The 26,256-nt window shown below is 44.5% G+C and carries 21 protein-coding genes; 14 read left to right on the top strand and 7 right to left on the bottom strand.

Going from position 1 to position 26,256, the window contains the following annotated elements; all coding sequences use genetic code 11:
- Nucleotides 1-2 precede the first annotated feature (2 nt).
- Together QUA42_RS01245 and QUA42_RS01240 are read right to left on the bottom strand one after the other, a co-directional pair.
- Nucleotides 3-2,807 (bottom strand): tetratricopeptide repeat protein, encoded by a 2,805-nt coding sequence (locus QUA42_RS01245; protein WP_333134382.1) that lies wholly within the window; start codon nucleotides 2,805-2,807, stop codon nucleotides 3-5.
- 413 nt (nucleotides 2,808-3,220) lie between these two features.
- Nucleotides 3,221-4,084, bottom strand: a complete 864-nt coding sequence (locus QUA42_RS01240; RefSeq protein ID WP_333134380.1) for a calcium-binding protein — start codon at nucleotides 4,082-4,084, stop codon at nucleotides 3,221-3,223.
- An 871-nt stretch (nucleotides 4,085-4,955) separates the two neighbouring features.
- Between QUA42_RS01240 and QUA42_RS27635 the strand changes: the two genes are divergently transcribed.
- A complete protein-coding gene (locus QUA42_RS27635) occupies nucleotides 4,956-5,078 on the top strand; it encodes a hypothetical protein (RefSeq protein WP_445301272.1) in 123 nt (40 codons plus the stop codon).
- 323 nt (nucleotides 5,079-5,401) lie between these two features.
- On the opposite strand, the gene QUA42_RS01235 is transcribed toward QUA42_RS27635, so the two are convergent.
- A complete protein-coding gene (locus QUA42_RS01235) occupies nucleotides 5,402-5,581 on the bottom strand; it encodes a hypothetical protein (RefSeq protein ID WP_333134378.1) in 180 nt (59 codons plus the stop codon).
- Nucleotides 5,582-7,233: 1,652 nt separating this feature from the next.
- Here QUA42_RS01235 and QUA42_RS01230 point away from each other — a divergent pair.
- Together QUA42_RS01230 and QUA42_RS01225 are read left to right on the top strand one after the other, a co-directional pair.
- The gene (locus tag QUA42_RS01230) at nucleotides 7,234-7,431 is read left to right on the top strand and encodes a hypothetical protein (protein ID WP_242724634.1); all 198 of its coding nucleotides are present in this window, start codon (nucleotides 7,234-7,236) and stop codon (nucleotides 7,429-7,431) included.
- 702 nt (nucleotides 7,432-8,133) lie between these two features.
- On the top strand, nucleotides 8,134-8,334 hold the full coding sequence (locus QUA42_RS01225) for a hypothetical protein (protein ID WP_333056545.1): 201 nt from the start codon (nucleotides 8,134-8,136) through the stop codon (nucleotides 8,332-8,334).
- A 148-nt stretch (nucleotides 8,335-8,482) separates the two neighbouring features.
- Here the strand turns inward: QUA42_RS01225 and QUA42_RS01220 are convergent, their stop codons facing one another.
- A complete protein-coding gene (locus QUA42_RS01220; RefSeq protein ID WP_333134376.1) occupies nucleotides 8,483-9,232 on the bottom strand; it encodes a pentapeptide repeat-containing protein in 750 nt (249 codons plus the stop codon).
- 54 nt (nucleotides 9,233-9,286) lie between these two features.
- On the opposite strand from QUA42_RS01220, the gene QUA42_RS01215 reads away from it, so the two are divergent.
- Complete coding sequence (locus QUA42_RS01215) at nucleotides 9,287-9,799, top strand: phosphoribosyltransferase family protein (RefSeq protein WP_333134375.1); 513 nt, start codon at nucleotides 9,287-9,289, stop codon at nucleotides 9,797-9,799.
- 228 nt (nucleotides 9,800-10,027) lie between these two features.
- On the opposite strand, the gene dxr is transcribed toward QUA42_RS01215, so the two are convergent.
- Nucleotides 10,028-11,218 (bottom strand): 1-deoxy-D-xylulose-5-phosphate reductoisomerase, encoded by a 1,191-nt coding sequence (gene dxr, locus QUA42_RS01210; RefSeq protein ID WP_333134373.1) that lies wholly within the window; start codon nucleotides 11,216-11,218, stop codon nucleotides 10,028-10,030.
- A 127-nt stretch (nucleotides 11,219-11,345) separates the two neighbouring features.
- On the opposite strand from dxr, the gene QUA42_RS01205 reads away from it, so the two are divergent.
- Both QUA42_RS01205 and QUA42_RS01200 read left to right on the top strand, forming a co-directional pair.
- Nucleotides 11,346-12,929, top strand: a complete 1,584-nt coding sequence (locus tag QUA42_RS01205; RefSeq protein WP_333134486.1) for a DUF2079 domain-containing protein — start codon at nucleotides 11,346-11,348, stop codon at nucleotides 12,927-12,929.
- 9 nt (nucleotides 12,930-12,938) lie between these two features.
- A complete protein-coding gene (locus tag QUA42_RS01200; RefSeq protein ID WP_333134371.1) occupies nucleotides 12,939-14,375 on the top strand; it encodes a DUF2079 domain-containing protein in 1,437 nt (478 codons plus the stop codon).
- A gap of 98 nt (nucleotides 14,376-14,473) precedes the next feature.
- On the opposite strand, the gene cas6 is transcribed toward QUA42_RS01200, so the two are convergent.
- On the bottom strand, nucleotides 14,474-15,598 hold the full coding sequence (gene cas6 / locus QUA42_RS01195; RefSeq protein ID WP_333134369.1) for a CRISPR-associated endoribonuclease Cas6: 1,125 nt from the start codon (nucleotides 15,596-15,598) through the stop codon (nucleotides 14,474-14,476).
- Between the two features lie 311 nt (nucleotides 15,599-15,909).
- On the opposite strand from cas6, the gene QUA42_RS01190 reads away from it, so the two are divergent.
- The 6 genes from QUA42_RS01190 to QUA42_RS01165 all read left to right on the top strand — a co-directional run bounded on the left by QUA42_RS01190 (nucleotide 15,910) and on the right by QUA42_RS01165 (nucleotide 22,493).
- Nucleotides 15,910-16,272: a ferredoxin-thioredoxin reductase catalytic domain-containing protein gene (locus QUA42_RS01190; protein WP_194012549.1), complete on the top strand. Its 363-nt coding sequence runs from the start codon at nucleotides 15,910-15,912 to the stop codon at nucleotides 16,270-16,272.
- Between the two features lie 146 nt (nucleotides 16,273-16,418).
- Nucleotides 16,419-16,826 (top strand): DUF309 domain-containing protein, encoded by a 408-nt coding sequence (locus QUA42_RS01185; protein ID WP_333134367.1) that lies wholly within the window; start codon nucleotides 16,419-16,421, stop codon nucleotides 16,824-16,826.
- A gap of 126 nt (nucleotides 16,827-16,952) precedes the next feature.
- On the top strand, nucleotides 16,953-19,643 hold the full coding sequence (locus tag QUA42_RS01180; RefSeq protein ID WP_333134365.1) for an AAA family ATPase: 2,691 nt from the start codon (nucleotides 16,953-16,955) through the stop codon (nucleotides 19,641-19,643).
- Between the two features lie 229 nt (nucleotides 19,644-19,872).
- On the top strand, nucleotides 19,873-20,343 hold the full coding sequence (locus QUA42_RS01175; protein WP_333034780.1) for an LptA/OstA family protein: 471 nt from the start codon (nucleotides 19,873-19,875) through the stop codon (nucleotides 20,341-20,343).
- 173 nt (nucleotides 20,344-20,516) lie between these two features.
- The gene (gene lptB / locus QUA42_RS01170; protein ID WP_333034782.1) at nucleotides 20,517-21,245 is read left to right on the top strand and encodes an LPS export ABC transporter ATP-binding protein; all 729 of its coding nucleotides are present in this window, start codon (nucleotides 20,517-20,519) and stop codon (nucleotides 21,243-21,245) included.
- A gap of 81 nt (nucleotides 21,246-21,326) precedes the next feature.
- Nucleotides 21,327-22,493 carry an LptF/LptG family permease gene (locus QUA42_RS01165; protein WP_333134363.1) on the top strand — a complete coding sequence of 389 codons (1,167 nt, stop codon included), beginning with the start codon at nucleotides 21,327-21,329 and terminating at the stop codon, nucleotides 22,491-22,493.
- Nucleotides 22,494-22,669: 176 nt separating this feature from the next.
- Here the strand turns inward: QUA42_RS01165 and QUA42_RS01160 are convergent, their stop codons facing one another.
- Complete coding sequence (locus QUA42_RS01160) at nucleotides 22,670-24,037, bottom strand: hypothetical protein (protein ID WP_333134361.1); 1,368 nt, start codon at nucleotides 24,035-24,037, stop codon at nucleotides 22,670-22,672.
- 463 nt (nucleotides 24,038-24,500) lie between these two features.
- Between QUA42_RS01160 and pgl the strand changes: the two genes are divergently transcribed.
- Together pgl and QUA42_RS01150 are read left to right on the top strand one after the other, a co-directional pair.
- Complete coding sequence (pgl, locus tag QUA42_RS01155; protein ID WP_333134359.1) at nucleotides 24,501-25,220, top strand: 6-phosphogluconolactonase; 720 nt, start codon at nucleotides 24,501-24,503, stop codon at nucleotides 25,218-25,220.
- A 206-nt stretch (nucleotides 25,221-25,426) separates the two neighbouring features.
- The gene (locus QUA42_RS01150) at nucleotides 25,427-26,218 is read left to right on the top strand and encodes an FHA domain-containing protein (protein WP_333134357.1); all 792 of its coding nucleotides are present in this window, start codon (nucleotides 25,427-25,429) and stop codon (nucleotides 26,216-26,218) included.
- Nucleotides 26,219-26,256: the final 38 nt, after the last annotated feature.

Raw genomic sequence — 26,256 nt, 5'->3', positions numbered from 1 at the left:
AACTAACTCAAACCCACCACCTCAACCATCCTTTTCAGCGAACTCAAGTTCACTAAAATATCCTCAGTCAGCGAATTCTGATACATCAACTGTCTAATAGGATAGCATTCAAAAGCCTCGCCCGCTAAAAAGTAATGTTCCAACTGCAAATATTGACTGATTCCCCAGTAATAATGGCTGATATAGTGAGGCGACACTAACTCAATTACTTTAGTTCCCTGGCGACTAAAAATCGTATTTGTCAAGCCGCTGCCGTGGGCTGCCACTATCACCTCAGCGTGGTAAAAATGAGCAATTTGCTCGGCCAAAGACATCGACTCAGGTAAAATAGAAACAAAGCCAAATTTCTCCAAAACCTCAACCACATCTTCCTCGTTCAAAACTCGTCGATATCTTGCTTTGCTGCGGCTGATATAAATGCGTTTTGGATAGCTCGAACTAGGTATAATCCCCTTGAGAAACTCGCGCCTCAAAAAATCCATCGCCCACCCAGAAGGCCAGCCCAAATATCCCGCAAAAGACGGCACAATCAACTCGGTTGCTTGTATGTGAGGCAAGCGATCGCTCTCCAATACTTTTTCTTCGGGAATGCCCAAAATTCTCAGACTTTCCCGCTGAAATTGGTGCTGACAACTATTCACCAAAAACCAATCAATTTCCGCCAAATCCCTACCGCTGTGCCGCAGCAATTCTATCCTCGGCAAAACGTCAACCATCCAGTGAAAATAGACATTTCCCGACAAACCAGAAAGCACCGCCACTCTGCCGTCAATTTGCTTGAGAGGCGGGAATGATTCTAAATTAAAAACGCTGTGTTTTCTAATATCATGCTTTTCGCATCCAGGTAAAAACCCCGGATAATCTCTCGACACATCACCCAACAAATAATTGTCAGGAGTAATTACAGCGATCGCCTTGCAAATCAGCCAATAATTTTCCTGCGGCACAATCCAAACTCGACCGTTGGGAATTGCCGCCACAAAAGTCTTGGGCGACTCCACAGGTATCGGTTGCGAGTTGGACAAACGGCAAACTCCCCAACCCAAATGCACCGGATCGAACCACTTAGAAAGTCGCTGCAAACACAGCCCGCAAGTTAACCCAGCACACTCGGAATTTGCCAATTTGAAATTGGATCTCGCAAATTGGGAATTTGGAATATTTTTTGCAGTTGCTTCTGGTGCCGATTTCCAAAATATTTCCACATAATTGTCAACATTTAACTTAGCATTAACCAGCCAATCCCAACTCGATAAATAAATAGCGTGAGGAGGTTTTATAGAAGTGCTATCTGGCAATATAAAACTCTGTTTTTTCCACTCTTTCTGGTCTCCATACCCGTGCAATTGCAACTCCAAAACTTTTTGATAATAATCGAGCGCCCGTTCCCAGCGCCCCTGTTTTTCCAGCAGTTTTGCCAACTCAAAATAAACCTGCGGTAAAGCAGGTTGAATCGTCAAAGCCATTCGGTAAACTGCAATTGCTGCACTGAACCGCTTTTGCTGAGCTAAGGAATTTCCCACCCGCCAGTAGATCTCTGCATTCTGTGGCTGAATTTGCAAAGCTTTTTGATAATAAGCGGCGGCAGATTCGTGTCCGCCGTACTCTGTTAAAGCATTTCCCAAATGCAAGTAAATTTCGGCTAAACTATCGCAAATTTCAGCAATTGGTAATGGGAGATTGAGGATTGGGGATTGGGGATTGGGGATTGGGGATTGGGGATTGGGAATAGTTTCTTTGTCTTCCTTCTTCCCTCTTCCTTCTTCCTTCTTCCTTCCAGTTAGTGCTGTGAGAAATCGATCGCACGCAGCGATCGCCCTTGACAATTCATCATCTTCTACCGCCGCAACTCTGCGACTGTCTCCCAAGCGGCAGTAAGCCTCAACAAAATCAGGCTTCAGAGCGATTGCCCGCTCAAAATAAGGCATGGCTTCAGCAATTTTGCCCAAAACCATCAAAGAAAACCCGGCGTCTGTATAGCCCGAAATATAGTCGGAATTTATCTCGATCGCGCGATCGAAACAAGCAAGAGCTGCCGAATGTTCCCCCTGTAATTGCCACGCTTTCCCTAGATTGTAGTGAGCCAAAACCATGTCCGGCTCCAACTCAATAGCTGTGAGGTAAGATGCGATCGCCCGATCGGGACTTTTGTCGAGCAAGGCTTGACCCAAATTATTGTGCAGCGTCGCCCAATCCGGCTTAATCTCCATCGCCCGCTGGTAAATTTCGATCGCCTCAGCAGCCCGATCCTCCTTGAGCAAAATCACACCCAGATTGCTGTAAGCTTCCACGTAATCCGGCTTCAGAGCAATCACCTGTTGGTAGGTATCCATTGCCGCTTCGAGCTGACTATTTTCATCTAAAACCACAGCCAGATTGTAGAAAGCATCGAGATAATCGGGTTTTTTGGCGATCGCATTTCGGTAACAGTCGATCGCCCCCAACAAATTACCCTGCTTGTGAAAAATATTTCCCAAGTTATAATGAAGTTCCGCCCAGTCTGGTTTCAAATCCAGAGCTTGTCGGTAGTGAAAAACCGCCTCATCCAGCCACGCATAGTCGCTGTAAAGTTGACCCAAATAAGCATGAGCCAGAAAAAACTGCGGCGAAATCTCCAAAGCTTGTACAAAAGCGTCTCTTGCCGCCGTCGGCTCGCCTTGAGCTTCGAGAATTTCGCCTAAAGTCGTGTAAGCCGAGGGCGAAAACGGTTGAAGTTCGATCGCCTTTTTGCAAAACTCGATCGCCTCAGTTAACTTCCCCCGGTTCAAATAAATTTGGGCTTGCCGGATATATTCTTCAGTGCTCATTGCTAGCCAGCAGTTGCGGTTTCTTTACCGCTTCATTCAGTTGACAGTTGACAGTTGACAGTTGACCGCACGCGGGGCGACCTCTACCTGGAAGGAAGAGGATTGGAGTAATGAATAGTCTTCTTTTAATTTCTCCCTACAAGGCTTGGGGCTTTAAACCCATTCTTTCTGGTAAAAGCTAGAAATTCTAATTTAAAAACTTTGTATTTATATTTTGCCCGATCTGGCGATCGATTAATTTTATCAATAACTCTCGATCTATTTTTTTTAACTGCCCCTGCTTCAGTTCCTGCATTGAATATTTCAACCTCACCCCGCTTGTGGCAGAGTGAGGTTGAAATCCTTTAAAACTATCGGTTTTGTGAGAACAGCCCCGAATCTTATCCGGTGCTGCCCCACAACAGCCAGTTGTTTTAGAACAACTCGAAGTTGTTCGAGGTAATTGTCAGGCCAGGCTGCAACTGAGCCACAGTTAGCACTCCGCTGGTGCCGTTGAAGAACAACGTACCGCTTGTTGGGTCGTAGACTAACTTGTTCGTCGTGCCTGTTCCTGGAGTAGCTGCGTTGAAACCCGAAACGACGACAAACTCGCTTGCCTCGAGGCCGCTACCCAAACCAGCGAACACACCGCCCTGTTTCAAGCGGATCTTATCTTCGCCTGGGGTAAAGTCAGTGATCGTGTCTACGCCATAATCGCCACCGCTGGAGAAGAAGTAGAACGTATCGCTGCCAGCACCGCCGGTCAAGACATCAGCGCCTCTGTCGCCAGAGATAAAGTCATTGCCCGATCCGCCATCGACAGTATCGTTTTCTTTACCGCCGAACAGGCTGTCGTTGCCCTCGCCACCGCTGACAATATCGTTGCCTCGGCCACCAAAGACTGTATCGTTGCCACCGCCACCGAGTACGGTGTCGTTGCCGTTGTCGCCAGAAACCAAGTCATTGCCATCACCGCCGTCTACGAGGTCATCCCCTTTACCAGCAAAGATCCGGTCGTCGCCGCTGCCACCAGCTACAACATCGGCGCCGCTGCCTGAAAAGATATTATCGTTGCCGCCGCCGCCGCCGATACTGTCATTTCCGCCTCCGGAAATAATCAGGTCGTCGCCACCGCCACCAGCGACCACATCTGCGCCAGCAAAAGTCAGGATGATATCGCTGCCTTCGCTGCCGTTCAACCTGTTGGCGCCGGCGATGCCGATAACGGTTGCGCCAGTGCCACCACTACCACCTGGTAGTGAACTTGCTGGCTGTGTTGGATTAGTTACCTGTGTCATTTACACTCCTCCTAAAAGATCAATCATTTTTCTACAATACACTTTTCCCTCCAAAGGGATTCAATAAATGAAACCGGACATCGGTTGAGACCCTAATTGACCCGGCTGCTATAAGCTGTCATGTAATTTAAATTGTCAGCAGCGAGCCTCGGAGCGCGAGTTGAATCCTGTATTCGTTGAGCAGCAAATCTCGGTTGTTTCCTGCTTTTGACTCTCGACTCCACCACTGCCTCCTCTAACACGAAAATATTCCACTTAAACGTTTGCGAGTTTACCATAATGACCATCGATATGGCTAGTCATTATTAAAACAATACCCGGAAGATACACAGAGACCATTTTTAGTGGGACTATGCTCTCAAGATTGAGAAGTTGCACTGGGCCCTTGGCACTGTCGATCGCCGGAGAGTTCGATCGCCCGCAATGGGGCTGGAACTGAGCTGCGATTTCTTTTAAGTACACTGTAGTTGACCAGACTTTTGATTTTCGCCAATAGTTCCCCAGAAATCAGAATTTTTTAACTGGCTTTGAAAGCAAGCCCGCGCACGCTGGAGGCCGTATTTAATCAAAAGAGCGTCCCAACCCAGTCCCCGACGGACTTTTGAGCCTCATCACCTTGATGTTTCCAGCCCAATCCCTCACGCTCAACGCAGGATTTTGGCTAAAAAACCCAGTTTTTCAACTACAATCCGTCATTTCAACCATGATCCCCATCCATCCGGACAATCAGACAATGCAGCGCTCGTCTTTTGGTGAAGTTGGAATGAACGGTGAGCTGGTAGATTTGTGACGGTACTGTCACTAGATTTTAGATTTTAGATTTTAGATTTAGTCCACAGATGAATCGCAGTTATGGGTAGGCGCAATTGTAGTGATGGATAATTTACCTGTTCATAATGCTGAAGCCGTCATTTTTTTGATGGTATCTATCCTCGGCTCCCAAGTAAATTTCTTACCTCCATACTCGCTGGCTTTATCTCCCATCGAGTTGTAGTGCGCAAAAATCAAAGCGATTTTCCGTTCTGAAGCATATCCACCTTCAAATCTTCTTGATGAAGCGATTACTAAAGCTATTAATGCTCTTACTGATGAAAATGCTTGACGATCCTTTCATCACTCTGGTCTCTTTTGAGAACCAATTAATATAGTTGATTTTTGTGGTACATTCGATGGCTAATACCTGTGAGTGAAAATATTAAGTTTTTAGCAAAGAGTTTTTTACTAATTGTGGTTAACTTCGAGCTGAGCATTAACGAGCCGCAAATTTCCAGAAATTGGGTTCGGCATTCATTCAGAGAAAATCTCTACAATTTATTCCTAGCGGTGTGCTTCTAGTTGCGCTGGTGAGGCGTTGGAATTACTATGGCTGTCGTACCTGTAGATGTGAGCGTCACTCTCGAAAATATAATTGATGGAAGTAGCTGCATAGTAGGTCAGCGCTAGCAGCGACAATAGATTAAGAACTCTATAAATTGGTTTCTCAGATACTTCGTTCATTTTGACTCCTACTTTTTATGCAAATAACGAATTTGGATACCGTGACGGCACTTTTTTTTAGAAGTTCCCAAACATCTCGTACCTCTAAAAACTTAGCTGGCTCCCGTTATACACTCCTGATGCCCGATTGCCAAAAATAAGTCGTACTTGAGATTTGAAAGAGTTTTTGTTGCCTATTTCATATTGCAGTCTCTGCCTTTAATTGTCTATCTAACTGCGGTAAGAGTTAGGCATTTTGGACGCAAACGAACTCTACAATTTCCTGTTTAGAGCGACTAAGATTTGAAGAAAGGGAACTCGAAAAGCTTAAAGGGCAAAGAGCCTAGCTGTTTTTCCACGCCTCGCCAGGATTTTCCCACCTTCGATGAATGGTACCCAGCGGCCAGAAGTAATGAAAATTCTTAAGTTGGTCAGCGGCAGGCGAAAATATGTCTGAAGTTATATTTTTGCAAACAACAGGCCATGTTACATTACATATTAATTTTGAGCTTGGTTGAGGTGGTCGATAATTTTTGAGTAAAAAAATAGTGTGGTCGCTGTCCGACAATTTTGGTCTGACAGTTTTGCCTGAACAATTTTGACTGAGCCACACCATTAATTCACAATCTCACCGAAGAAAATTAGGTATCACTCGATTGGATACTTCTGCGTGAGACGTTCGGCGATGGCTGAGTAAATCTCGCTCAGTTGAAAGATTGGAGATTTGAGATTTATTCAACAGAGGAATCGGAGAGCTTGAAGAAAAGCCTAAAATTAAGGGCTGCTGCCGACTGCTGTAGGAAACTTGTATCCGTTTTTGGGCGGGATCAAAAAGCAGAAGGCAGAATTTGATAGCGGTAAAAAAATACTGTTTTAGGATTCAGAATTTTTATTGGATTCTACCTTCTAGCTGCATTTTTTTTACAATTAAAAAAGATAAATTACTCGCTGCCAGGAGCGATGGACGCAGAATAATTTAGGAGGAGATAAGCGACTTTGTTGAAGCTAGTTACTTCCACAATTTATTAGAATTCTTGCTCGCATTGAGCTGTTTTTACCACAGACTTTTTGCTGGTAATTTGCAAAATGGATAGGGGCAGAACAACAGGCCAAAACAGAGGCCCCATTATTAGGGCTATCCAAGATATAACGTCTTTTTTAGATGTGGCTGTATCATTCCAAAAACTTTTGAACCAAACAAGAAAAACGATTAAGGCAATCGAAAAGTAGCTAATCATTATCATTTTTTTACCTGCCTGTCTGTCTATAGATGGGATAGAAGTATTTATAATTATTGTATCTCAGGGTGTGGCTCGCCGATCGCAACTTTCTGCCCTGATCTGCAAGCTGCAAGTGTCTAAAACCCAAAGTTTCACAGCTATCCAAGTCCAGAGCCTGCGATGTAGAGCGGACTTACTCCCGCTGCGCGGCGGTCTTGGGATCTCAAAGCCTTGCGTTCAGGGCTTTTCGATGTTTTGTCAAACCTTGATGCTACCACTCCAATTATAGCTTATGCGATCGAGGTCTGTGGTTTTATGTGATTTAAATCACTTATACTGGCAGACTTTGGTCACAAATCGAGCCGAGAACGATCACACAGCTTACCCGACTGCAATCACCCTAGTCTTTTCTCAAATGCTCGATATTATAATAGTCGAGTTCAACGAGATTTCATGCAAGCTCTGACTTTAAAATCTGATCGGGCGATCGCTGAACTGTTCTATCAAGTCACTCATTCAGGCAATCTGACTCGCACTCAAAGCCACGGATTGCGGGAACTCTGCCAAAGTGCTCTCAGCGAAGACGCCAGAGATGCAGTCAACCGCCTGCTGCACGCCATCCGCCGCGGATGGGTCAGGATTTCCGATTAGTCCCCTCACACAAAAAGTTGAGATGAGTATTTCTACTTTCTCTCCTGTCAAGCTTTGCCAACAATCAGATTTTCGTGAGTAGGTCGCTCCATTAACCCTCTCCCAAAAAAATTGTACTGCGATCAAAAAGCTCGACCCGGTTTCTTGAAGAAGCCGGGATTTTTGATTTGAAGCAGCCAGTCGATTTGAGCTTTGAGCTTTGAGATTTGAGATTGACTTCACAGATGAATCTCGGAGCTTGAACTAGAGCTTAAAATGGGGGGCGGATGGCCCCTCCTGTCGGAAACTTGTATCGGTTTTTGTGCGGGTTATTAAGTATATCCACGGAACAAAAACCACACGAAGAAACTAGGTAAATCTAGGTAAAAGCGGGTTTATAAACACCGTAAAATTTTTACGTTGAATTAAGCCAAGCGATTTAGCTAGCAGTCATTAGTAATCTATTAATAGATAAGTATTAACAAATTTGTCACAGTCTCTTGACAAAAAGTAGAGATTTCGGAGTTGCCAAAAGCCAGGAATCGGGACAGAGTTGGTGTTTCAAGTAGCAGGGCTATCGAGGACATATCCGATTCCCTAGTCCCGCTGACACAAATCACTCATCAAGAGCCAATGGATCACATTTACTGCCGTAGTTGAATCACATAAAAATTGGGAAAATCAGTCAATACTGTCAAGAGTGAGTTCAAAAAAAAACACATGATGACCACCCAAACGCTTTTACCTCAATTTACTATTGCAGAGCTAGTCTTTCAGGTATATCACTCCGGTCTGCTGACTCCCACTCACCGACAACAGCTCAAGACAGCCCTGTTAAATGACTGTCTTACCGAAGAAGATCAAACAGCCATCAACCGCTTGCTCCACGCCGTTCGCCGTGGCTGGCTGAAAGTTGTAGATTAAAGTCGCTTCTAAATTTTTTGCCACTACTCTTTAAATGCACTGTCACTTAAAGGCAGAATTAAATCCCCTTAAAAAAATCAGGCATTAGCCTAAATGTAGGGTGCGCCACAGGCACCCTGCCGTTTTAACTTATATTTTCTCAGCTTATTTAGTCAGAGATTGTGCCGTCAGGCATCATGGCCTCTCTCAGATTCGCTTCATCCAAATTTGTCCCGCGCAAAGAAGCTTGATGCAAGTTTGCTCCCCGGAGATTTGCTCCCTTAAGGGAAACTCCGCTCAAATCTGCTTTATGGAGATTTGCACAGCTCAAGTTAGCTCCGCTCAAATCGGCTCCCTTCAAATCAGCTTTTTCCAGATTTGCTTCCGTCAAATTAGCCCAACTCAGATTTGCTTGAGTTAGGTTAGCCCGGCTGAGGTCAGCTTGTGTTAAGTTCGCATCCGTTAAATTTGCTTTGCTCAGGTTGATTCCGCAAAGCTTTACTTCTGTCAAGTTTGCACCTTGCAAGTTAGCGTTAACTGCATAAACTTGAATCAAAATTGCCCCCTGAAGGTTTGCATCTCTCATGTCTGCACCCCTTAGACTCGCCCCCGTTAAATCGGCCCCGCTGAAGACGACACTCCGCAAGATGGCTCCGCTCAAGTTCGCTCCCACCGCCTCGCATTCGCCAAAATTAGCGGACATGAGGTTGCCTTGGGAGAGGTTGGCTTGACTGATATCTGCTTGATACAGATTAGCTCTGTAGAGGGTGAGACCGATCGAATTTGCACCTTTTAAATTAGCGTGACTCAGGTCAATATCGCGCAAATTTGTCCTTGACATATGGGCACCGCTCAGGTCTACTTTGTGAAAAACCCGTTCTCCGCCTGCATACCGTCTGAGAAGTTCATCTGCATCCATGTCATTTTCCCCAAAATAATTAATAATACCTTTGATATTTCAATAATATTAGGAATGAGTGACCTTTACGTTTCTTGGCCTGAGTACCATCGGAAAATTGAGGATTTGGCTGTAAAAATTGAGGAATCTCAGTGGAAATTCGATCGAATTGTCTGTCTGGCGAGGGGAGGGCTGCGGGTTGGAGATACTCTGTCACGGATTTTCGACAAACCTCTGGCGATTTTAGCGGCCTCGTCCTATGGTGGGGCAGAGGGAAATGTCCGGGGTGCGATCGAGTTTGCCCGCGATTTGACAATGGTGGGCGATAATTTGGGCAGCCGCATTCTCCTGATTGACGATTTGGTGGATTCGGGAATTAGTTTAGAGCAAGGTATCGCTTGGCTCAAGAGTCGCTACGGCGAAGATATTCAGGAAATTCGGACTGCGGTGCTTTGGTACAAAGCTTGTTCTGTTGCAAAGCCGGATTATTATGTAGATTATTTGGCTGAGAATCCTTGGATTCACCAACCGTTTGAAATGTACGAAAAAATGAGTGCGGCTGATTTTGCGACGAAAGTTGGGAGTTAGTTAATAAAAGACTAAAGCCTGGTCAACCTTTAATAGAGTTTTGCCGATATTTTGCACTTTTTGGCATAGTCCGTCAGGGGTGGAAAACCCTGTCTCATAGCTAAAGGCCTCTGAAATAAAACTCAATATTTATTAAGGTTTGGCAGCCGATTTCAACCGACTTTAGCTATGAGACGGGGAATTAATTCCTCGGCGGGCTTGTGGCTAAGTGCAAGTCTGCTGATACAATTAGCGAATCGAAAGAATACGATCGCCCAATTCCATACTATCTGCCAAAACTTCCTGCCGCGCCCACCTATCCGCGGCCAAAATATCGTCTAAACCAGGGCTTTCACAGTTATCGGTTTGATGTTTGTCGCACGCCTTCTCAATCAGCTTGGGAATATCTAAAAACTGAATCTTCTCCTGCAAAAATAGCGCTACTGCCTGTTCGTTTGCCGCATTCAGCACCGCCGGCATCGAACCGCCCGCACGTCCAGCCGCATAAGCCAACTGCATACAAGGATACTTTTCGTGGTCGGGTTCTCGGAAAGTTAAATCCCCAGCTTTTACCAAATCCAGCCGTTCCCAATCTGTATGAATTCGTTCCGGCCAAGACAAAGCGTAAAGCAGCGGCAAACGCATATCCGGCCAGCCCAATTGCGCCAAAACTGAGGTATCTTGCAGCTCAATTAACGAGTGAATTATGCTCTGAGGATGGATGACAATATCAATGTCGTCATAATCCATTCCGAACAAGTAATGAGCCTCGATGACTTCTAATCCTTTATTCATCAAAGTAGCAGAATCGATAGTGATTTTCTGCCCCATCGACCAATTCGGATGTTTCAAGGCATCGGCTACTGTTACTCCTGCTAATTTGTCGATCGGCAAATCTCGAAAAGAACCCCCCGAAGCAGTGAGAATAATTCGCCGCAACCCGCCAACCATAACACCTTGGAGACACTGAAAAATTGCTGAATGTTCCGAGTCAGCCGGCAATATTTTAACGCCGTATTTTTCGATTAAGGGGTTGACAACGGGGCCCCCTGCGATTAATGTTTCTTTATTGGCTAAGGCGATATCTTTGCCTGCTTTGATAGCCGCAATTGTGGGCAGCAAACCGGCACAGCCAACTATGCCCGTGACGACGGCTTGAGCGTCACCGTATTGGGCAACTTCGACAACGCCTGACTCGCCAGCAAGTAAAATAGGTTGAGGGTCGAGATCTGCGATCGCCTCCTTCAATTCCAGTAATTTATCTTCGTCGCAAACCGCGACAATTTCCGGTCGAAACTGGCGAATTTGCTGGGCCAACAACGTTACATTTCGTCCGGCAGTTAACCCGACAATCCGAAATTGATCGGGGTATTGAGCTACAATATCCAGAGTCTGAGTGCCGATGGAGCCTGTGGAACCGAGAAGAGTTATTGCTTTCACAATTTTTTAATGTTTTGTGGATTATTCTAATATTACGATTGCGGGGATAACAATTAGTGGTTAACTATTGCGTGGAAAGCACATTCGATGGAATCATATTTTGAGTGACCACCTAGTGCCAGATTTCATGCAGAATAGGGAAAATTTTGCAGATGACCGTGAGGACATCAGTGTCTCGATCGCCGAAAATAGAGAGGAAGGTCGATCGCAGCTACCGTCGAGTTTGGTTTGGGCGATCGCTACTGCGGCGGCAATTTTCTTTGTGTGTAGCAGTTTACGGCACGCTTTATTCCAATCAACTGCTTTCGATTTGGGAATTTTTGATCAAGCAATTTACTTGATCAGCAAAAACCAAACGCCTTTTTCTTCTTTAATGGGGATGCATATTTTGGGCGATCACGCAGCGGTAATCTATTATCCGCTAGCTTGGCTGTACAAAATTTCCCCGGATGTGCATTGGCTGCTGTTGGTACAAGCAGTTGCATTATCCCTGGGCGCTTGGCCTAGCTGGAGTTTAGCGCGTTTGGCAGGTTTAAATCAAGAACAATCCCGTGCGATCGCATTGATTTATTTGCTCTATCCGGTGGTATTTAACATCAATTTATTTGATTTTCACCCGGAAGTAATCGCTTTACCCGCACTTTTGGCAGCAATTTTGGCCGCGCGTTTAAATAAAATTGTGTGGTTTTGTACCGCTATTGTGTTAGTTCTCAGTTGCAAGGCGGTTTTGTCCCTAACCGTTGTTGCTATAGGTTTCTGGCTGTTTTTTTGCGAAAAAAAGCAACGGTACGGGGCGATCGCACTTTTGCTAGGTGCAGCTTGGTTTTTGATAGCTTCCCAGAAAATCATCCCCTTCTTTAGCGGTAGCGAAGTCGCTGGAGTCGGGCGCTACAGCTATTTAGGCAAATCCGTAGTAGAAATTATCATCAATCTCATATTAAAACCACAGTTAGTATTAGGAAAAATCCTTTCATTCGATACATTCAAATATTTATTTCTCCTCACCTTACCTGTGATTTGGCTGCTATTGCCCTTTTCCGGCAAACTACGCCTAAAATATTTAACCGCCCTAATTCCTGCCATCCCTACCCTGCTGATCAATATCCTCTCTGACTTGTCATTTCAACGCAGTTTAGCCTATCAGTATTCAGTGCCTGTAATTCCATTTTTATTTTTAGCAGTAATTGCGAAGGAAGAAACAAGGAACAGGGAAGAAATAAAAGGCAACCAGGAAGAGGATAAAGCAAATAAGCAACATTTTTTAACATGGGTCAATCTGCCACAATTTAAAAACTTCCGAATTTCTCAACTTTGGCAGGGAATTCAACTGCCGAGAATCATGATAATTTGGTCATTACTAATTTTTCTATGTGTGGGCGAATATAAAGATTTTTATCTGTATATAAATCGACTGGATACCTGGCAAGCTACACGCGAAGCAGTCGCACAAGTTCAACCGCAAAGCAGTATTTTAACAGATAATAGACTTGCCCCTCACTTTACCCACCGCCCCATAGTAAAATTGCTGTCACAAATTTCGCCCCAAACAAATTTAGCTGAATTTCAATACATATTATTAAACCTGCGGCATCCCTGGCCTGATACTGAAAAACTTGGTGCTACGTTAGCAAATAAACTTAAAAATTCTCCCGATTTTAAATTAAGTTATCAAAAAAACGAAGTCCTGCTATTTAAACGAAGGGCTGATTAAACCAATAAAATGCTAACTTTCAAATCCTTAAAATCTCATCCAGTATTTTTAATGATTGTCGTGACCACGATAGTCTTATTTGCCGCCAGCAGCGCGCGGCACGCTTTGTTTCAGTCAACTGCATTCGACTTAGCAATTTTTGACCAAGCAATTTATTTAATCTCCCAAAATCAAACGCCATTTTCCTCTTTAATGGCAATAAATATTTGGGGGGATCACGCTGCTTTTATTTTCTATCCACTAGCTTTACTTTACAAAATATATCCAGATGTTCACTGGCTTTTTTTAGTGCAAGCTGTTGCCCTAGCTTTAGGCGCTTGGCCGAGTTGGAGTTTGGCACGTCAAGCGGGATTAAATAATAGCATATCGTGGGCGATCGCCTGTATTTACCTCCTCTATCCATTAGTATTTAATGTCAATCTCTTCGACTTCCACCCAGAAGTCATTGCTTTACCAGCACTGCTAGCAGCAATCTTAGCCGCGAGGCTGAATCAAACCTTGTGGTTTTGTGCTGCTATTGTATTAGTTTTGAGCTGCAAAGCCGTCCTATCTTTAACTGTGGCTGCCATGGGTTTGTGGCTGTTGTGTTTTGACAAAAAACGTAATTGTGGGTTCATAGCTCTCTTTCTAGGCGCGGGTTGGTTCCTAGTAGTTACTCAGGCAGTTATACCGTATTTTAATCAGGGAAGAGAACACGCGGCAATTGGGCGATATCAATATTTGGGCAACTCACTTTTTGAAATTGCTATTAATTTAATAGTGAAACCCAATCTAGTTTTAGGGCGTTTATTTTCTTTAGATACATTTGAATATTTAGCTTTATTGCTATTACCAGTAATTTGGTGGCTATCCCCGCATCATCTGTCATCTTTAATTAGTGCTGTGCCGATGTTGGCGATGAATATTCTTTCCGATCGCCCCGCTCAGCGGGATTTAGTTCATCAATATTCTGTGCCGATATTGCCGTTTTTGTTGGTTGCCGTAATTTCCAGTTTAGCAGCTAGCAATCAGCAAAAGGGAAAGACAATATTTGATAGATTGCCAATTCCTAATTATCCATTGCCGAGAGTCATTGTAATTTGGTCGTTGATTGCTTTCTTAGCTTTAGCGAAATACGGCTATTTTTGGACTATTTATTTAAATGGGATCGACACTTTGCTAGCTACCAGAGAGGGCATTTCTCTTGTTGAAACCAAAGGCAGTGTTTTAACAAATGTTCAGATTGCTCCGCATTTAGCGCACCGCCCTTTAGTAAGATTAACTCAGGCTAACGCGCCGCCTGCAAATCTCGCAGAATTTGATTATGTATTGCTGAACCTCAGATATCCTGGCTGGATGAGCGATCGAGCTTTTGTGGAAAACCTCATAACTCAACTAAAAAACAACCCTCAATTTCAGCTAAAATATCAGCGAGACGACATCTACCTATTTACTAAGAGTTATTAGTCAGCAGTCATTAGTCAGCAGTCATCAGTCAGTAGTCAGTAGTCAGCAGTCAACAGTCAACAGTCATCAGTCAACAGTCAACAGTCAACTAATTCGCGCTAATCCTCCACTTTCAAAGCCCTTCTTGCCAACTTCACGTAAGTTTTCACAGTTTCATAAGGCATTTCCAAATCAGCAGCAATATCAAACAAAGATTCCCCCAATTCCCGGCGCGCCAAAATCGTCGCCCAAGTTTCCGCAATCTCAGCAGCGCGACTTCCACCTTTACGCTTTCTCAGTGCCATAAACTTCTTTGTCAATTCATCTATTCGCGCCCCCAAGACGCTTTGTATTGACACTTCAGGTAGGGCTTCTGTCAACCATTGTGCTCGCGTTTGTCCCAATCCAAAAGTTGTTTTGTGGCCCGTGCCGCAATAAGGCGCTAACCGCCCCAAAGCATAAAATAATTGTACAAAATCAGGACGATTGTGAGCCGATCGCCCTAGCCCAAATTCCACAGCCCCAGTGAACCCCGTTACCATGCCTTTTTTGCCCGCCGCTACCTTTTGCGACTCCAATTTGTGGCGGCTAATAATTGCATTTTCATCAATCCAATTCAAAAATTCTGTTTGGTCAAAATTTACCCCAGAAAAATTATTCCAGCGACGCAAATAGCTGTGAAAAACATTTTCGGGAACTGGCAGAGGGAAGTGATGGCCTTTGCTACGAAAGCTTGTAGGAGTAACAAAACTAAGTTTGATGGTTGGGAAAAATGGGGTTTCTGCTGTTAATAATTGTTCGTAATTTGTGGGTGCAAAAGCAATATCCCAAGAGCGAATTAGCAGCGGAGCATTTCGCAAATCTATCTCTTTGGGCAAATTTTGCAGCCACTGACTCAGCCACTGCACTACGGGCTTTGAAAGTCCTGTTACGTACCAGCGATAAATGCGATTGCCCAAAAGTTGAAATTCTTTGCCACCAGGGAGCAAATCACCTTCCAATCCCGAAATAGTAAAGGCTTTTTCTGACTGTTCATCGTGCAAAAGTTGCGATAAATCCGGGTCAGTTTGCTGTACTTGACCTAAAAACCAAGCGTGCAAACCTATAGCATACTGCGCGTACAGATAGCTAGCAGCGCGGGGAGTCAATTCCAACACTAATCCGACTAACTCAGTGTCAGCCGGCCAAATCAGCCCAGAAAGAGGAGATTTTTTGCTGTGGGTGCGGTTCGGGGAAGTTGCCATCAGATGCCGTGGCTATAGCCGTCACAGAAAGAGCGCCGTGCTATCTTATCAGATTTTAATCCCCTTTGGGGGATGATAGTTGAGGGCGAGCGATCGCCCAAATCTTTTGGCAGCTCCAAAAACCAGGTCTGCCGCAAGTTTGCCACACCCTCCGGGATAGACAAAAACCACTAAAAAACCAACAACCTAAAACTCAATCTTTGTCAAGGTTTTCTTCCTTGTAACTAAACAGAAATATACCAGTGTTTAAAATCACATTCTGCGCTACAATTGTCAAAAGCTCGTAGCATCCTCAACTCCGATCCTAAACTATGAACACAACAGAAAAATCTAAACTCTCCAACGAAAAAACTTTGGAGGCGATGAAGAATTTCTCCGAAACCTACGCCAAGCGCACGGGAACTTACTTTTGTTCTGAACCTTCCGTCACTGCTGTCGTGATAGAAGGACTAGCAAAACACAAGGATGAACTAGGCGCTCCCTTATGCCCTTGTCGCCATTACGAAGATAAAGAAGCCGAAGTAAAAGCCGCCTACTGGAACTGTCCCTGCATTCCCATGCGCGAGCGCAAAGAGTGTCACTGTATGTTATTTTTGACGCCAGATAACGATTTCGCTGGAACTAATCAGGAAATTGGAATGGATCAGATTCAAGCTGTCAGAGAGACTATGTAATCGGTTAAGTAGGCGGTCGTGAAATGGCAGTAGTTTTGAAAACAGGTCGTGATTTTTCCTGTTTTTAAAACTTAGCTATTAAAAAAAATCGATCGCCGCCTACTCAAACACATATCCGCCATCGAAAATTCCCCATCTCCAATCGAATGACAGAGAAAATTCCGCTCGAATTTTGGCAAGGTATTGAACAGTTTAACAGCCAAGAATTTTACGCTTGTCACGATATCTTAGAAGCTTTATGGATGGAAGCAGGTGAGCATGAAAAAAGGTTTTATCAGGGAATATTGCAAATTGCGGTCGCGCTTTATCACTTAGGAAATCAAAACTGGCGCGGTGCAGTAATCTTGCTGGGAGAAGGAATAAATCGGCTCAGTTATTATCAGCCTAGTTATGCTGGAATTGCTGTTGAAGACTTGCTCGAACAAAGTGCTAAACTTTTGAGCGCTTTGCAACAAGCTGGGCCGGAAAAAGTAGCAGAATTTGTGCCGCTTGTAACAGGTACAGAAGTTGCAGGCTTGCAATTGCCGCGAATTATAAAAGTAGAACAAATTTAGATATAGAGGTATATTAGTGTATTATAGTAACAAATTAGCAGTTTAATCCTGTGAGTCACGGTATTAAGCAGATGCTCAAACTGAGGAAAACAAAAAAAATACAATTGTACCATCGACTCTAACAATATGCTTCTCAAAAAAGTTTTCATTCGCTTCTATAAATCATTCAATGACGACTTCCTAAGAAAAAATGATGACAGGGTGAAGCCTAAACCTTGGGAGCTAATAAAGGATGCTTTTTATCCATATATTGAAGTTCCCATAGAGCCCAAAATTACAACAATTGTTGGCGCGAACGAATCGGGCAAATCTCACTTGTTAAGTGCCATTGAGAAAGCTTTATTTGTTAAAGATACTGAACCAAGCGATTTCTGTCGCTATTCTCCACTTTTTACGGTTAAAAAAAATGAATTAAAATCCCCAGATTTTGGTTCTGAATGGTCGGGTCTTTCTAAGTCGGAAAAGGAAAGTATAAGAGAAATCATAAAAGAAATTCCTGAGAAGATTATTTTAGATCGGCTTTTGATATTCGGCAATCATGTTGACGATTTAACGTTATATTTGCCTGAAAAGGGAGATTACAGACCATACAAACTTGAAAAAAAACAGGTTATTGAGTTACAAAAACTACTTCCTAGACCATTTAGAATTGAGTCTAATGTTGCTCTGCCATCAAGCGTTCCCATTAAAAAACTTGTTGAGTTGGATCGGGAAGATTATTCAGGTAGTAAAAAATTTGAGCTTTTAGATAGAGAGCAAAGAAATCGAATAGTAAAGGCACTTGATGTTTTTAGCAATAATCCAGAATTAATTACTAGCATTCGCCATCTGAGTGGTGAAAAAAGGGAAGAAATTGAACATGAAGCAATTACCTCACTAAAGTCAATCATCTCAGCACTTGATGAAGTCAGTTTCAGTGATATAGAGAAAGAAAGAAGAGAGAAAGAATTCAACCTAGCTTACAAATTGATTTGCAAAATTGCTCAAGTCGATACCAATTCTTTACTTAATCTGGCTGATGCGATTCAAAATGGGATGCAAGGTTTTGCCAATGGAATCATTGATAAGATCAACGATCAATTAGCAAGTAATTTAAACTTTCCAAACTATTGGGTTCAAGATCGTAACTTCTGTCTAAAAGTAGTGGCAAGAGACTATGACTTAGTTTTTACCATAACCGATAGAACAGGAACTGAATATTCATTTGATGAAAGGAGCCAAGGATTACGATTCTTTCTCAGCTATTATATTGAATACCGCTCTCATGAACCCCATCAAAATAAAAATGAAATACTGTTGATGGATGAACCAGATGCTTACCTGTCTAGTCAAGCTCAACAAGACTTACTTAAAGTATTTGACCTTTTTGCAAATCCCGAACCAGGTTCACATTTAACTCACCCAATTCAGGTAGTTTACGTGACGCACTCTCCTTTTTTAATTGATAAGAACCATACCGATCGTATTCGAGTATTACAGAAGGGAAATGAGGATGAGGGAACACGAGTAGTTAGAGATTTTGCTAAAAATCGTTATGAACCTCTAAGGTCTTCGATAGGTACTCTTATTGGCGAATCAGTTTTTATTGGGAACTGTAATTTAATGGTGGAAGGCATTTGCGAGCAAATAATTATTGCCGGGGCTGCAAGATACCTTCGACCTATTGTTGAATCTGATAAATTAGAAACTTTAGATTTAAACCACATCACGATTGTTGACTCAGGGGGAGCTAACCAAGTTCCCTACATGGTCTATTTAGCTTGTGGAAGACACGTTGAGCAAATAGCAGTTATCGTTCTATTGGACAGTGATAAGTGTGGAAATGATGCTAAAAAGCAATTATTAGGTAGGGGAGCGCAACATAGAAGACCTTTAATTAAACCGGAATTTATTCTTCAGCTTGGCGATCTAAAACAAGAATTCTCTTTGGTTGCTGATAATGCGACCGAAAAACTTGAAATAGAAGATATTATTCCCTTGTCAATCTGCATAAAAGCAACGAAGCTATATTTACAGGAATTTCTACAAGTGGATGAAACTTCAGTTTCTTTTTTAACTGAAGAGCTAATTTTAAGTAAGATTGATAATCTGACTATTCTTGATGCCATACAAGAAAGTATTTCAGAATCTTTTTATAAGGAGTTGAAAGTTAGTAAAGCTGGCTTTGCTAGGAATGTTATTCAAGTGGTAAATGAGTGGTCACAGAAACGAGGTGAGCTAGATGAGAATCAATCTAAGGCACTGCAAATTTTCGAGGAAAACTTTAAAATTCTATTTAAAAAGTTGAACTTTATGCAACGTAGTGCTCAAAAGAGATTGACCAAAGAAATGCTTAAACAAAAAATCAAGCGTTTAAATAATAGCTTTATTGTACTTCATCCTATTTCTGCAAAACGTGAGGATGGTGTTATTCTGCTAGACGAAATCGAAGATGTTATAAAAAGCAATATAGAAAATGAGTCACCTCAAGAAATCGAAGCAATTCAGAATGTGATCCAAAATTTGCGTCGTCATTACAAGCTTGATGTCGAAATGAATAAAACGATCGACGATTACACTGAATTTAAAATGGGTTTAGAGAGAATTAATAATGCAGGGCTTTTAGCGAGTCAAGAAGAAACTGTCGAGGCTCAAGCAGAGGAGTCAAATATTTCAGAAGAAGTGCTTGAGGATACTAAAATGGATAAGTCTCTTAAGGATGGGCATGAACAATTGATTAATGAGCAAGTATCTACTACGTCTGAGGTAGAAACTGCTGAAGTTTCCGATCGCTCTGCAAACTCTAATATGAGGAAAAAGCCTAATCCACCCAAATAGTATCGAGGTTGTGCGAAACTTCCCGATCGGGGAAACCGTCAAAAAACTTGCTTTCTCGAGCAAATCATCCAAACAGCCGGAGAAAGTGCTGCTCTCTTGCTACGATAATTGGTTGAGACTATCGGGTCAATCGATCGACCTCACGGGAATCTTTCTGGCCGTTAAGATAAAATATCTAACTGGATATAATCCCCTTCAGCAATTTCACAAATATTGAGGCTCCAAGCTTATGATGCCCTCCGCTAAACTACTCAATTCCCGACTATTCAAAGGATTATCACTGCTTTTGCCCCTGACTCTGGCAGGCGCGATCGCCTCTCCCACCTACCCGCAAGCCGGGCCACCCCGCACTCTCAGTGTGCGATCGGACATTCAAGAAGCCGACTCCAAAACCGGCATCGTGACAGCCCGCGGCAACGTCCAAATCAACTATCCAGCCCGCCAAATACAAGCAACTGCGGCTCAAGCTCAATATTTCAGCCGCGAGCGCCGGATCATTCTGAGCGGAGATGTTTACGTATTGCAGCAGGGCAACAGCCTGCGCGGCGAAACCATAACATACCTCATCGACGAAGGGCGATTTATTGCCCTCCCAGACAACCCAGGACAGGTAGAATCTGTTTATCTGGTTGCCCCCGAACAAGATGCGGCAGCCCAAAATGCAGTGGGCTCCCCACGTCCAACTACAGCCCCCCGGTAACAGTGGCTCGCAGCAGCGAAATTTCGCCTCAGCCAAAACACACTACTTGGGATAGATGCGAAATTTCGTCTTTATAATACCAACCAACTTGAAAAAGTAGAATTTAAATTAGAGACTCGATCGCACAAAGCCGCAGTCTGAAATTGAGCTTGTAGAGGTTGCCGGGAGCGAAAATGAAAATTGTACTCGAAAATATTCACAAATCCTACGGAAAACGCAATGTAGTTAGTCGCGTCAACCTTTCGGTAGCCCAAGGAGAAATCGTAGGATTGCTCGGCCCCAACGGTGCCGGCAAAACCACAACATTTTACATAGCAACCGGATTAGAAAAACCCAATCAAGGCACCGTTTGGCTAAACGATTTAGACATCACTAAATTGGCGATGCACCAGCGAGCACATTTGGGAATTGGCTATCTCGCTCAAGAAGCAAGCATTTTCCGAAACATGAGCGTGCGGGACAACATTTTGTTAGTCCTAGAACAAACTCAAGTGCCGCGCTGGGAATGGCGCGAGCGAGTCGATTTCCTATTGCAAGAATTTCGATTAGAAAAAATAGCATCTAGTTTGGGAATTCAAATATCGGGGGGAGAAAGGCGACGGACTGAACTAGCCAGAGCATTAGCCGCAGGGCGAGACGGGCCGATGTTCCTATTTTTAGACGAACCGTTTGCAGGCGTCGATCCGATCGCCGTAGACGAAATTCAAACCATTATTGCTAAACTGCGCGATCGTAAAATAGGCATCCTCATCACCGATCACAACGTCCGAGAAACCCTCGAAATTACCGATCGAGCATACATCATGCGAGACGGCCAAATTTTAGCCTCCGGGGCTGAAGAAGAACTCTACAGCAACCCTTTAGTGCGACAGTATTACTTAGGTGACAACTTCGTGCGATAGTCTTTTGAAGGAATTCCGCATCCGCCATAATTTTAGATTTGAGATGTTAGATTGAGGAGCCAACTGCAAAAATCCCAAACTATGAAAATAGCACTATCCAATTCTTTGAATCCCATCAACTGGCTGCCGAGAATTTCAGTAATGGACTGGTACATTACCAAAGAACTAATCGGCCCCTTTTTATTTGGCGTCGGACTCTTTACATCCGTCGCCGTCACAGTTGGAGCTTTATTTGAATTAGTCCGCAGAGTAGCAGAATCCGGCCTCCCCTACGGCGCAGCCATAGAAATTTTTCTCCTGCAAATTCCCTACTTCGTAGTATTGGCTTTCCCCATGTCAATGCTGCTAGCAACCTTAATGGCCTACAGCCGAATGTCAAGCGACAGCGAACTCATCGCCCTCCGCAGTTGCGGAGTTAGCGTTTATCGATTGATACTGCCTGCAGTGGTTATGAGTTTAATTGTTGCCGGCTTCACCTTTGGTTTGCAAGAGTTAGTTGTACCCGCCGCCAGCTACAGAGCTACTCTGACTTTAGACAGAGCCCTGAAGCGAGAAAAACCCACATTTCAAGATAGAAATATTATCTACACAGAATTTCGCAAACCAGAAAAAGGCGGCGACGAAATCCTGGCCCGCTTTTTTTATGCAGAACAATTTGACGGCCAGCAAATGAAAGGTTTAACAATTATCGATCGCTCCACCCCAGGCCTCAATCAAATCGTTTCTTCAGAATCCGCTACTTGGAATCCCTCAGAAAATACCTGGGATTTTTTCAACGGAACCGCTTATATAGTAGCTCCTGATGGCTCTTACCGCAATATAGTTAGGTTTCAACACCAGCAATTGCAACTCCCCCGCACGCCCTTAGACTTAGCTGCGAGAGCCCGGGATTTTAAGGAAATGAACATTGCCCAAGCTTTAGAGCGTTTGGATATCCTTAAAAACAGTGGCGACGAACCGCAAATTCGCAAATTAAAGGTGCGAATTCAAGAAAAATATGCTTTTCCTTTCGTGTGCATGGTATTTGGTTTAGTGGGAGCGGCTTTGGGAACTCAACCGCGCCGCTCCGGCCGAGGAACGAGTTTTGGTATTAGCGTAGTTGTGATTTTTACTTACTACGTATTTTCTTTCATCACCAGTTCTATGGGCGTGAAAGCTGTTTTGACTCCGATTCTGTCGGCTTGGCTGCCGATCATGTTTGGCTTGGGAATCGGAGGATTGTTGTTGGTTCGGGCCGCCGCTAGGTAAGTTTTACCACTACACTAACATTGGGAATGGCGAATTCGGAACTTGTACTGCAATTCGACTGCCTTCGGCTCCCTTCCCTCCGACTATGCTGAGGAAAACCAAGTCGAAGGCCAGGAACTGCGTAGCCTAAGTATTGGGAATTGATAATATCGTTTTCGTGGCCGAACTTCTTTCATTTAAGGATTAGAAAAAGTATTGATTTCGCCACCGCCAATGTAGCGTCCCGGAGCCAGGGAGCGGGGTGTAGCAAAAGTTTGAGGTTGAATGGGCTGCACGCCCTGATTTGTATTTTGGGGAACAACTCCAAAGTTAGGTGGCTCCGGCAAATTAAGCTGACTCGGTGGAGGTGTTTGAAATTGAGAATTAGCTGAATTAGGAGAGAATTGAGGGCTAATTATCTTGCTTCCGCCAATCCCATTCGGAAAGGGAGAGGGACCGACATTTGGAAGTAGAGGTGTTGGCGAAGGTATGGTTACTGGAAGTACCACAGGTTGAACTTCAGGTGCGAAGACTGAGCCAGATAAATTAGTTTGGTAGGGATTTTTCGGCAAACCCACCGTTGCAGCCCCTGCATTAATTTCGGGAAGGCTCGGTACTCGGGAAGTTAACCCCGCCAATGATTCAGGGACTGTAGCTGTCGGTTTTAAGAATTCTTGAGATTCCTTGCTCACAGTATTTGTCGGATCCACAAGTGGGAGAAGTGCTGTGGGAACATTCACAGGATTTGCTCCACTTTGAGCTGTAGCGGTTGTTGGGAGTAAATTTGTCGCATTTCCTGCAGCCGGATCGGAAGCCGGTCGATCGAGCAATTTAGCCGAGTCTGCTGTTTTCTTAGCCGAAGCCGCCGTTGCCGAAGTGTTAGCAACGACGTATTTTTTCATAGCTGCTTGCAGCGGACTCAAAGGCAGAGAATTTTCGTTTTGTTTACCTGAATTAGCATCACTCGCCGCCTGGGATAAAGTTGCTGTCGCTGTACCCCCAGACTCAGGCTTGATCGTTTTTATCCCGGAAGTTAGTCTCCCACTGCCAGATAAACTCAACGCTGATGTGGCGTTTGAACTTGGCAAGCTGGAATTTTGGGGGTTATTGTTTCCGGCCTCGACCGCAGGATCTGCTAAATTTGGCAAGGATAAAAATCCGCTGCTTCCTACCCGCTTGGGGGCTGAAGATGGCTGAGGAGTTTCTAAGTCCCGATCTCGAAGTTCCTCGAATAAACCTTTGCTTTTTACTACTGATGAATTTAACAAGTTTAGTTCAGAAGCAGTAGAGCCATTAAACTGATTGACTAGCACTGGTAAGCTGTCGATTTCAGCCGCAATGGCGGTATCTTCAGCAGATAGCCCCGATACCGAAGCTGGAGTGTTTGAGGCTGGTTCTTCTTCGCCATCTATGCTCAACCTTTCTGGATTTACAGAGACCTCCCAGATAAATAACCCCCCCGCACACAGCACGGCTAAGGGAGCCCAAACTGCGGGTTGCGTCCAGTGGCGCAACCGCGCTATTAGATAGCGGACAGATGTAGGAAATCGCTTAAAAATTGACATAGTTTTGCTTCCATCCGATCGTGCGGATTTAAAACTATTTTTCCTAGTCTACCACATCAATCTTGATTATTTTTGCTATGCCGGGATAAGTGCGATCGGGAGCATCTTGGTTTGGCTTTTACAGTCGGTGTGCGATCGTCCGGCTGGCTATATTTATAGATTTTGCTGTGCGGGAGGGCTCGGACTCCCAAAAAACGTTTTTTACTTTCTGCATAGATGCTCCGAGTACAATCAAACTTTTGATTGAAAGTTGCGAAAGCTCAATGCAACCGATGAAAATCAATAAAGCACTGGTAGAAATATGTCTTGCTTTCCTTAAATCAAGGGGCATAAGATGATAAAATATTATGGCGTGCTGTGCCCGGCCTGCCGGGTCTGTCAGCAGATCGACCTCAAACCAAAATGTCAAGGTAAAATTGGCAATTGCTGAGAATAACACCCAAGGAAAGTTGAGAGGAAATTAATGAAAAAAGTAGTTGAAGTATTAGCAAATCGGGAACAACTAATAGATCGATCGCTGGAGATTGTGCTGTCGAAAATCTCCGAAGCCATAGCCGAACGCGGACTTTGTACGATCGCCGCAGCGGGCGGAAGCACACCCGAACCCCTCTACAGAGCGCTCGTAGCCCAAGACCTGCCTTGGGAGAAAATTCACGTTTTCTGGGGCGACGAACGCTACGTTCCCCCAGAACACCCAGACAGCAATCAAAAAATGGCGCGCCTCGCGTGGCTTGATCGAGTGAAGATCCCCGCCAGCAACATCCACCCCATGCCCACAGGCGCCGGCGACCCCGCAGCAGACGCGGCGGCGCACCAAACCGAATTACAGCAGTTCTTCAAAGTATCCGAGGGCGAGTTTCCTGCCTTCGACATCATTTTATTGGGCATAGGAGACGACGCCCACACAGCCTCTCTATTTCCCGGCACAGCAGCCTTGGAAGTCCGGGATGCCCTAGTAACTGTCGGCAACAAAGACGGTCAACCCCGCATTACCTTTACAGTCCCCTTAATCAACCGCGCCCGGTGCGTCATCTTCATGGTCGCAGGAGCCAGCAAACAACCCGCCCTTGCTCAAATTTTTGCCCCCGCAGCCGACGAAATGACCTATCCAGCCAGACTCGTTCAACCAGAGGGCGAACTTTGGTGGCTGCTCGATGCCGCGGCTGGCGAAGCAGTAAAATAGCCGACAGAGCCACAAGCGTGCCAACACAGTCAGCATTATCACTAACTCAATCTTGCCCATCACAGCTAACGTCACGGCGTCAGCTCAGTTGCTAGTATTGGCGAAGCAATATAAGAATTGTGGCGGTTAAAGTTAAAATTTGACCATATACACGAGTATTTTTATGAGGCTGATTTGAAAATCTGGCCGATAGCAAGGAGAAATCGATGATTGTCTGTCCCAATTGCAATCACCAGAACCCCGACGGGGCCAGCCAGTGTGAGGCTTGCTACACGCCTTTACCTGTTACCGCAAGTTGCTCGAACTGCGGTGCAGCAGTTCAGACAGATGCAGCATTTTGCGGTCAGTGTGGCTTTAACTTGCGTCCGGGTTCCATAGTTCCAGAAGTTGAGGTGACAGTACCGTCCCCCTCGCCTGTAGGCCCCACAGTGGTATCCTCACCGGCGCCGGATTTAGTACCACCCGATCCCCTGATGGCAATGGAACCTCTAGTTACCCTGAATAAGGGGCTTAACTTGGAAAAAACTCCCGCCAGCATTCCGACGATTCCCGATCCCCCGCCATCGCCCTCGGTTCCTGTTACAACTGAATCGGTGGCAACACCAGTAAATATCTCTCCTCCGGTTCCGGGCCCACAGCCAGCAGGTGTAGCTAAAACTCAACTGCAACAGCAGTCGGCCCGCCTGCTACACGTTCAGACAAATACGCCGATGGAATTGCCTCACAGTTTGTCTGTGGTTCACATAGGCAAGCCAAATGACTTAGTACCGCCGGATATTGATGTTTCGGGATTTGCTAATTCTGAGATAGTTTCTCGGGTACACGCAAATCTCCGGGTGGAGGGAGATGCTTGCTACCTAGAAGATGTAGGCAGTTCCAACGGCACTTACGTCAACAATACTCCGCTACCCAAGGGAAACCGCCACCGGTTGCGACCGGGAGACCGAATCTCTCTGGGCAAAGGAGACCTGGTTACGTTTTTATTTCAAATCTCTTAGAGCGAGTTTGGATTGGGCGATCGAAAGTCTAAAATCTA

Source organism: Microcoleus sp. Pol11C2 (genome assembly GCF_036701505.1).
In the GTDB taxonomy this organism is placed as follows: domain Bacteria; phylum Cyanobacteriota; class Cyanobacteriia; order Cyanobacteriales; family Microcoleaceae; genus Microcoleus.
This window is presented reverse-complemented; position numbering and strand designations above follow the sequence as displayed.

Excerpts from the sequence above, each read along its gene's own strand:
- QUA42_RS01245 (WP_333134382.1), bottom strand. The coding sequence starts at position 2,807 with ATGAGCACTGAAGAATATATCCGGCAAGCCCAAATTTATTTGAACCGG.
- QUA42_RS01240 (WP_333134380.1), bottom strand. The coding sequence starts at position 4,084 with ATGACACAGGTAACTAATCCAACACAGCCAGCAAGTTCACTACCAGGT.
- QUA42_RS01235 (WP_333134378.1), bottom strand. The coding sequence starts at position 5,581 with ATGAACGAAGTATCTGAGAAACCAATTTATAGAGTTCTTAATCTATTG.
- QUA42_RS01230 (WP_242724634.1), top strand. The coding sequence starts at position 7,234 with ATGCAAGCTCTGACTTTAAAATCTGATCGGGCGATCGCTGAACTGTTC.
- QUA42_RS01225 (WP_333056545.1), top strand. The coding sequence starts at position 8,134 with ATGACCACCCAAACGCTTTTACCTCAATTTACTATTGCAGAGCTAGTC.
- QUA42_RS01220 (WP_333134376.1), bottom strand. The coding sequence starts at position 9,232 with ATGGATGCAGATGAACTTCTCAGACGGTATGCAGGCGGAGAACGGGTT.
- QUA42_RS01215 (WP_333134375.1), top strand. The coding sequence starts at position 9,287 with ATGAGTGACCTTTACGTTTCTTGGCCTGAGTACCATCGGAAAATTGAG.
- QUA42_RS01205 (WP_333134486.1), top strand. The coding sequence starts at position 11,346 with ATGCAGAATAGGGAAAATTTTGCAGATGACCGTGAGGACATCAGTGTC.
- QUA42_RS01200 (WP_333134371.1), top strand. The coding sequence starts at position 12,939 with ATGCTAACTTTCAAATCCTTAAAATCTCATCCAGTATTTTTAATGATT.
- cas6 (WP_333134369.1), bottom strand. The coding sequence starts at position 15,598 with ATGGCAACTTCCCCGAACCGCACCCACAGCAAAAAATCTCCTCTTTCT.
- QUA42_RS01190 (WP_194012549.1), top strand. The coding sequence starts at position 15,910 with ATGAACACAACAGAAAAATCTAAACTCTCCAACGAAAAAACTTTGGAG.
- QUA42_RS01185 (WP_333134367.1), top strand. The coding sequence starts at position 16,419 with ATGACAGAGAAAATTCCGCTCGAATTTTGGCAAGGTATTGAACAGTTT.
- QUA42_RS01180 (WP_333134365.1), top strand. The coding sequence starts at position 16,953 with ATGCTTCTCAAAAAAGTTTTCATTCGCTTCTATAAATCATTCAATGAC.
- QUA42_RS01175 (WP_333034780.1), top strand. The coding sequence starts at position 19,873 with ATGATGCCCTCCGCTAAACTACTCAATTCCCGACTATTCAAAGGATTA.
- lptB (WP_333034782.1), top strand. The coding sequence starts at position 20,517 with ATGAAAATTGTACTCGAAAATATTCACAAATCCTACGGAAAACGCAAT.
- QUA42_RS01165 (WP_333134363.1), top strand. The coding sequence starts at position 21,327 with ATGAAAATAGCACTATCCAATTCTTTGAATCCCATCAACTGGCTGCCG.
- QUA42_RS01160 (WP_333134361.1), bottom strand. The coding sequence starts at position 24,037 with ATGTCAATTTTTAAGCGATTTCCTACATCTGTCCGCTATCTAATAGCG.
- pgl (WP_333134359.1), top strand. The coding sequence starts at position 24,501 with ATGAAAAAAGTAGTTGAAGTATTAGCAAATCGGGAACAACTAATAGAT.
- QUA42_RS01150 (WP_333134357.1), top strand. The coding sequence starts at position 25,427 with ATGATTGTCTGTCCCAATTGCAATCACCAGAACCCCGACGGGGCCAGC.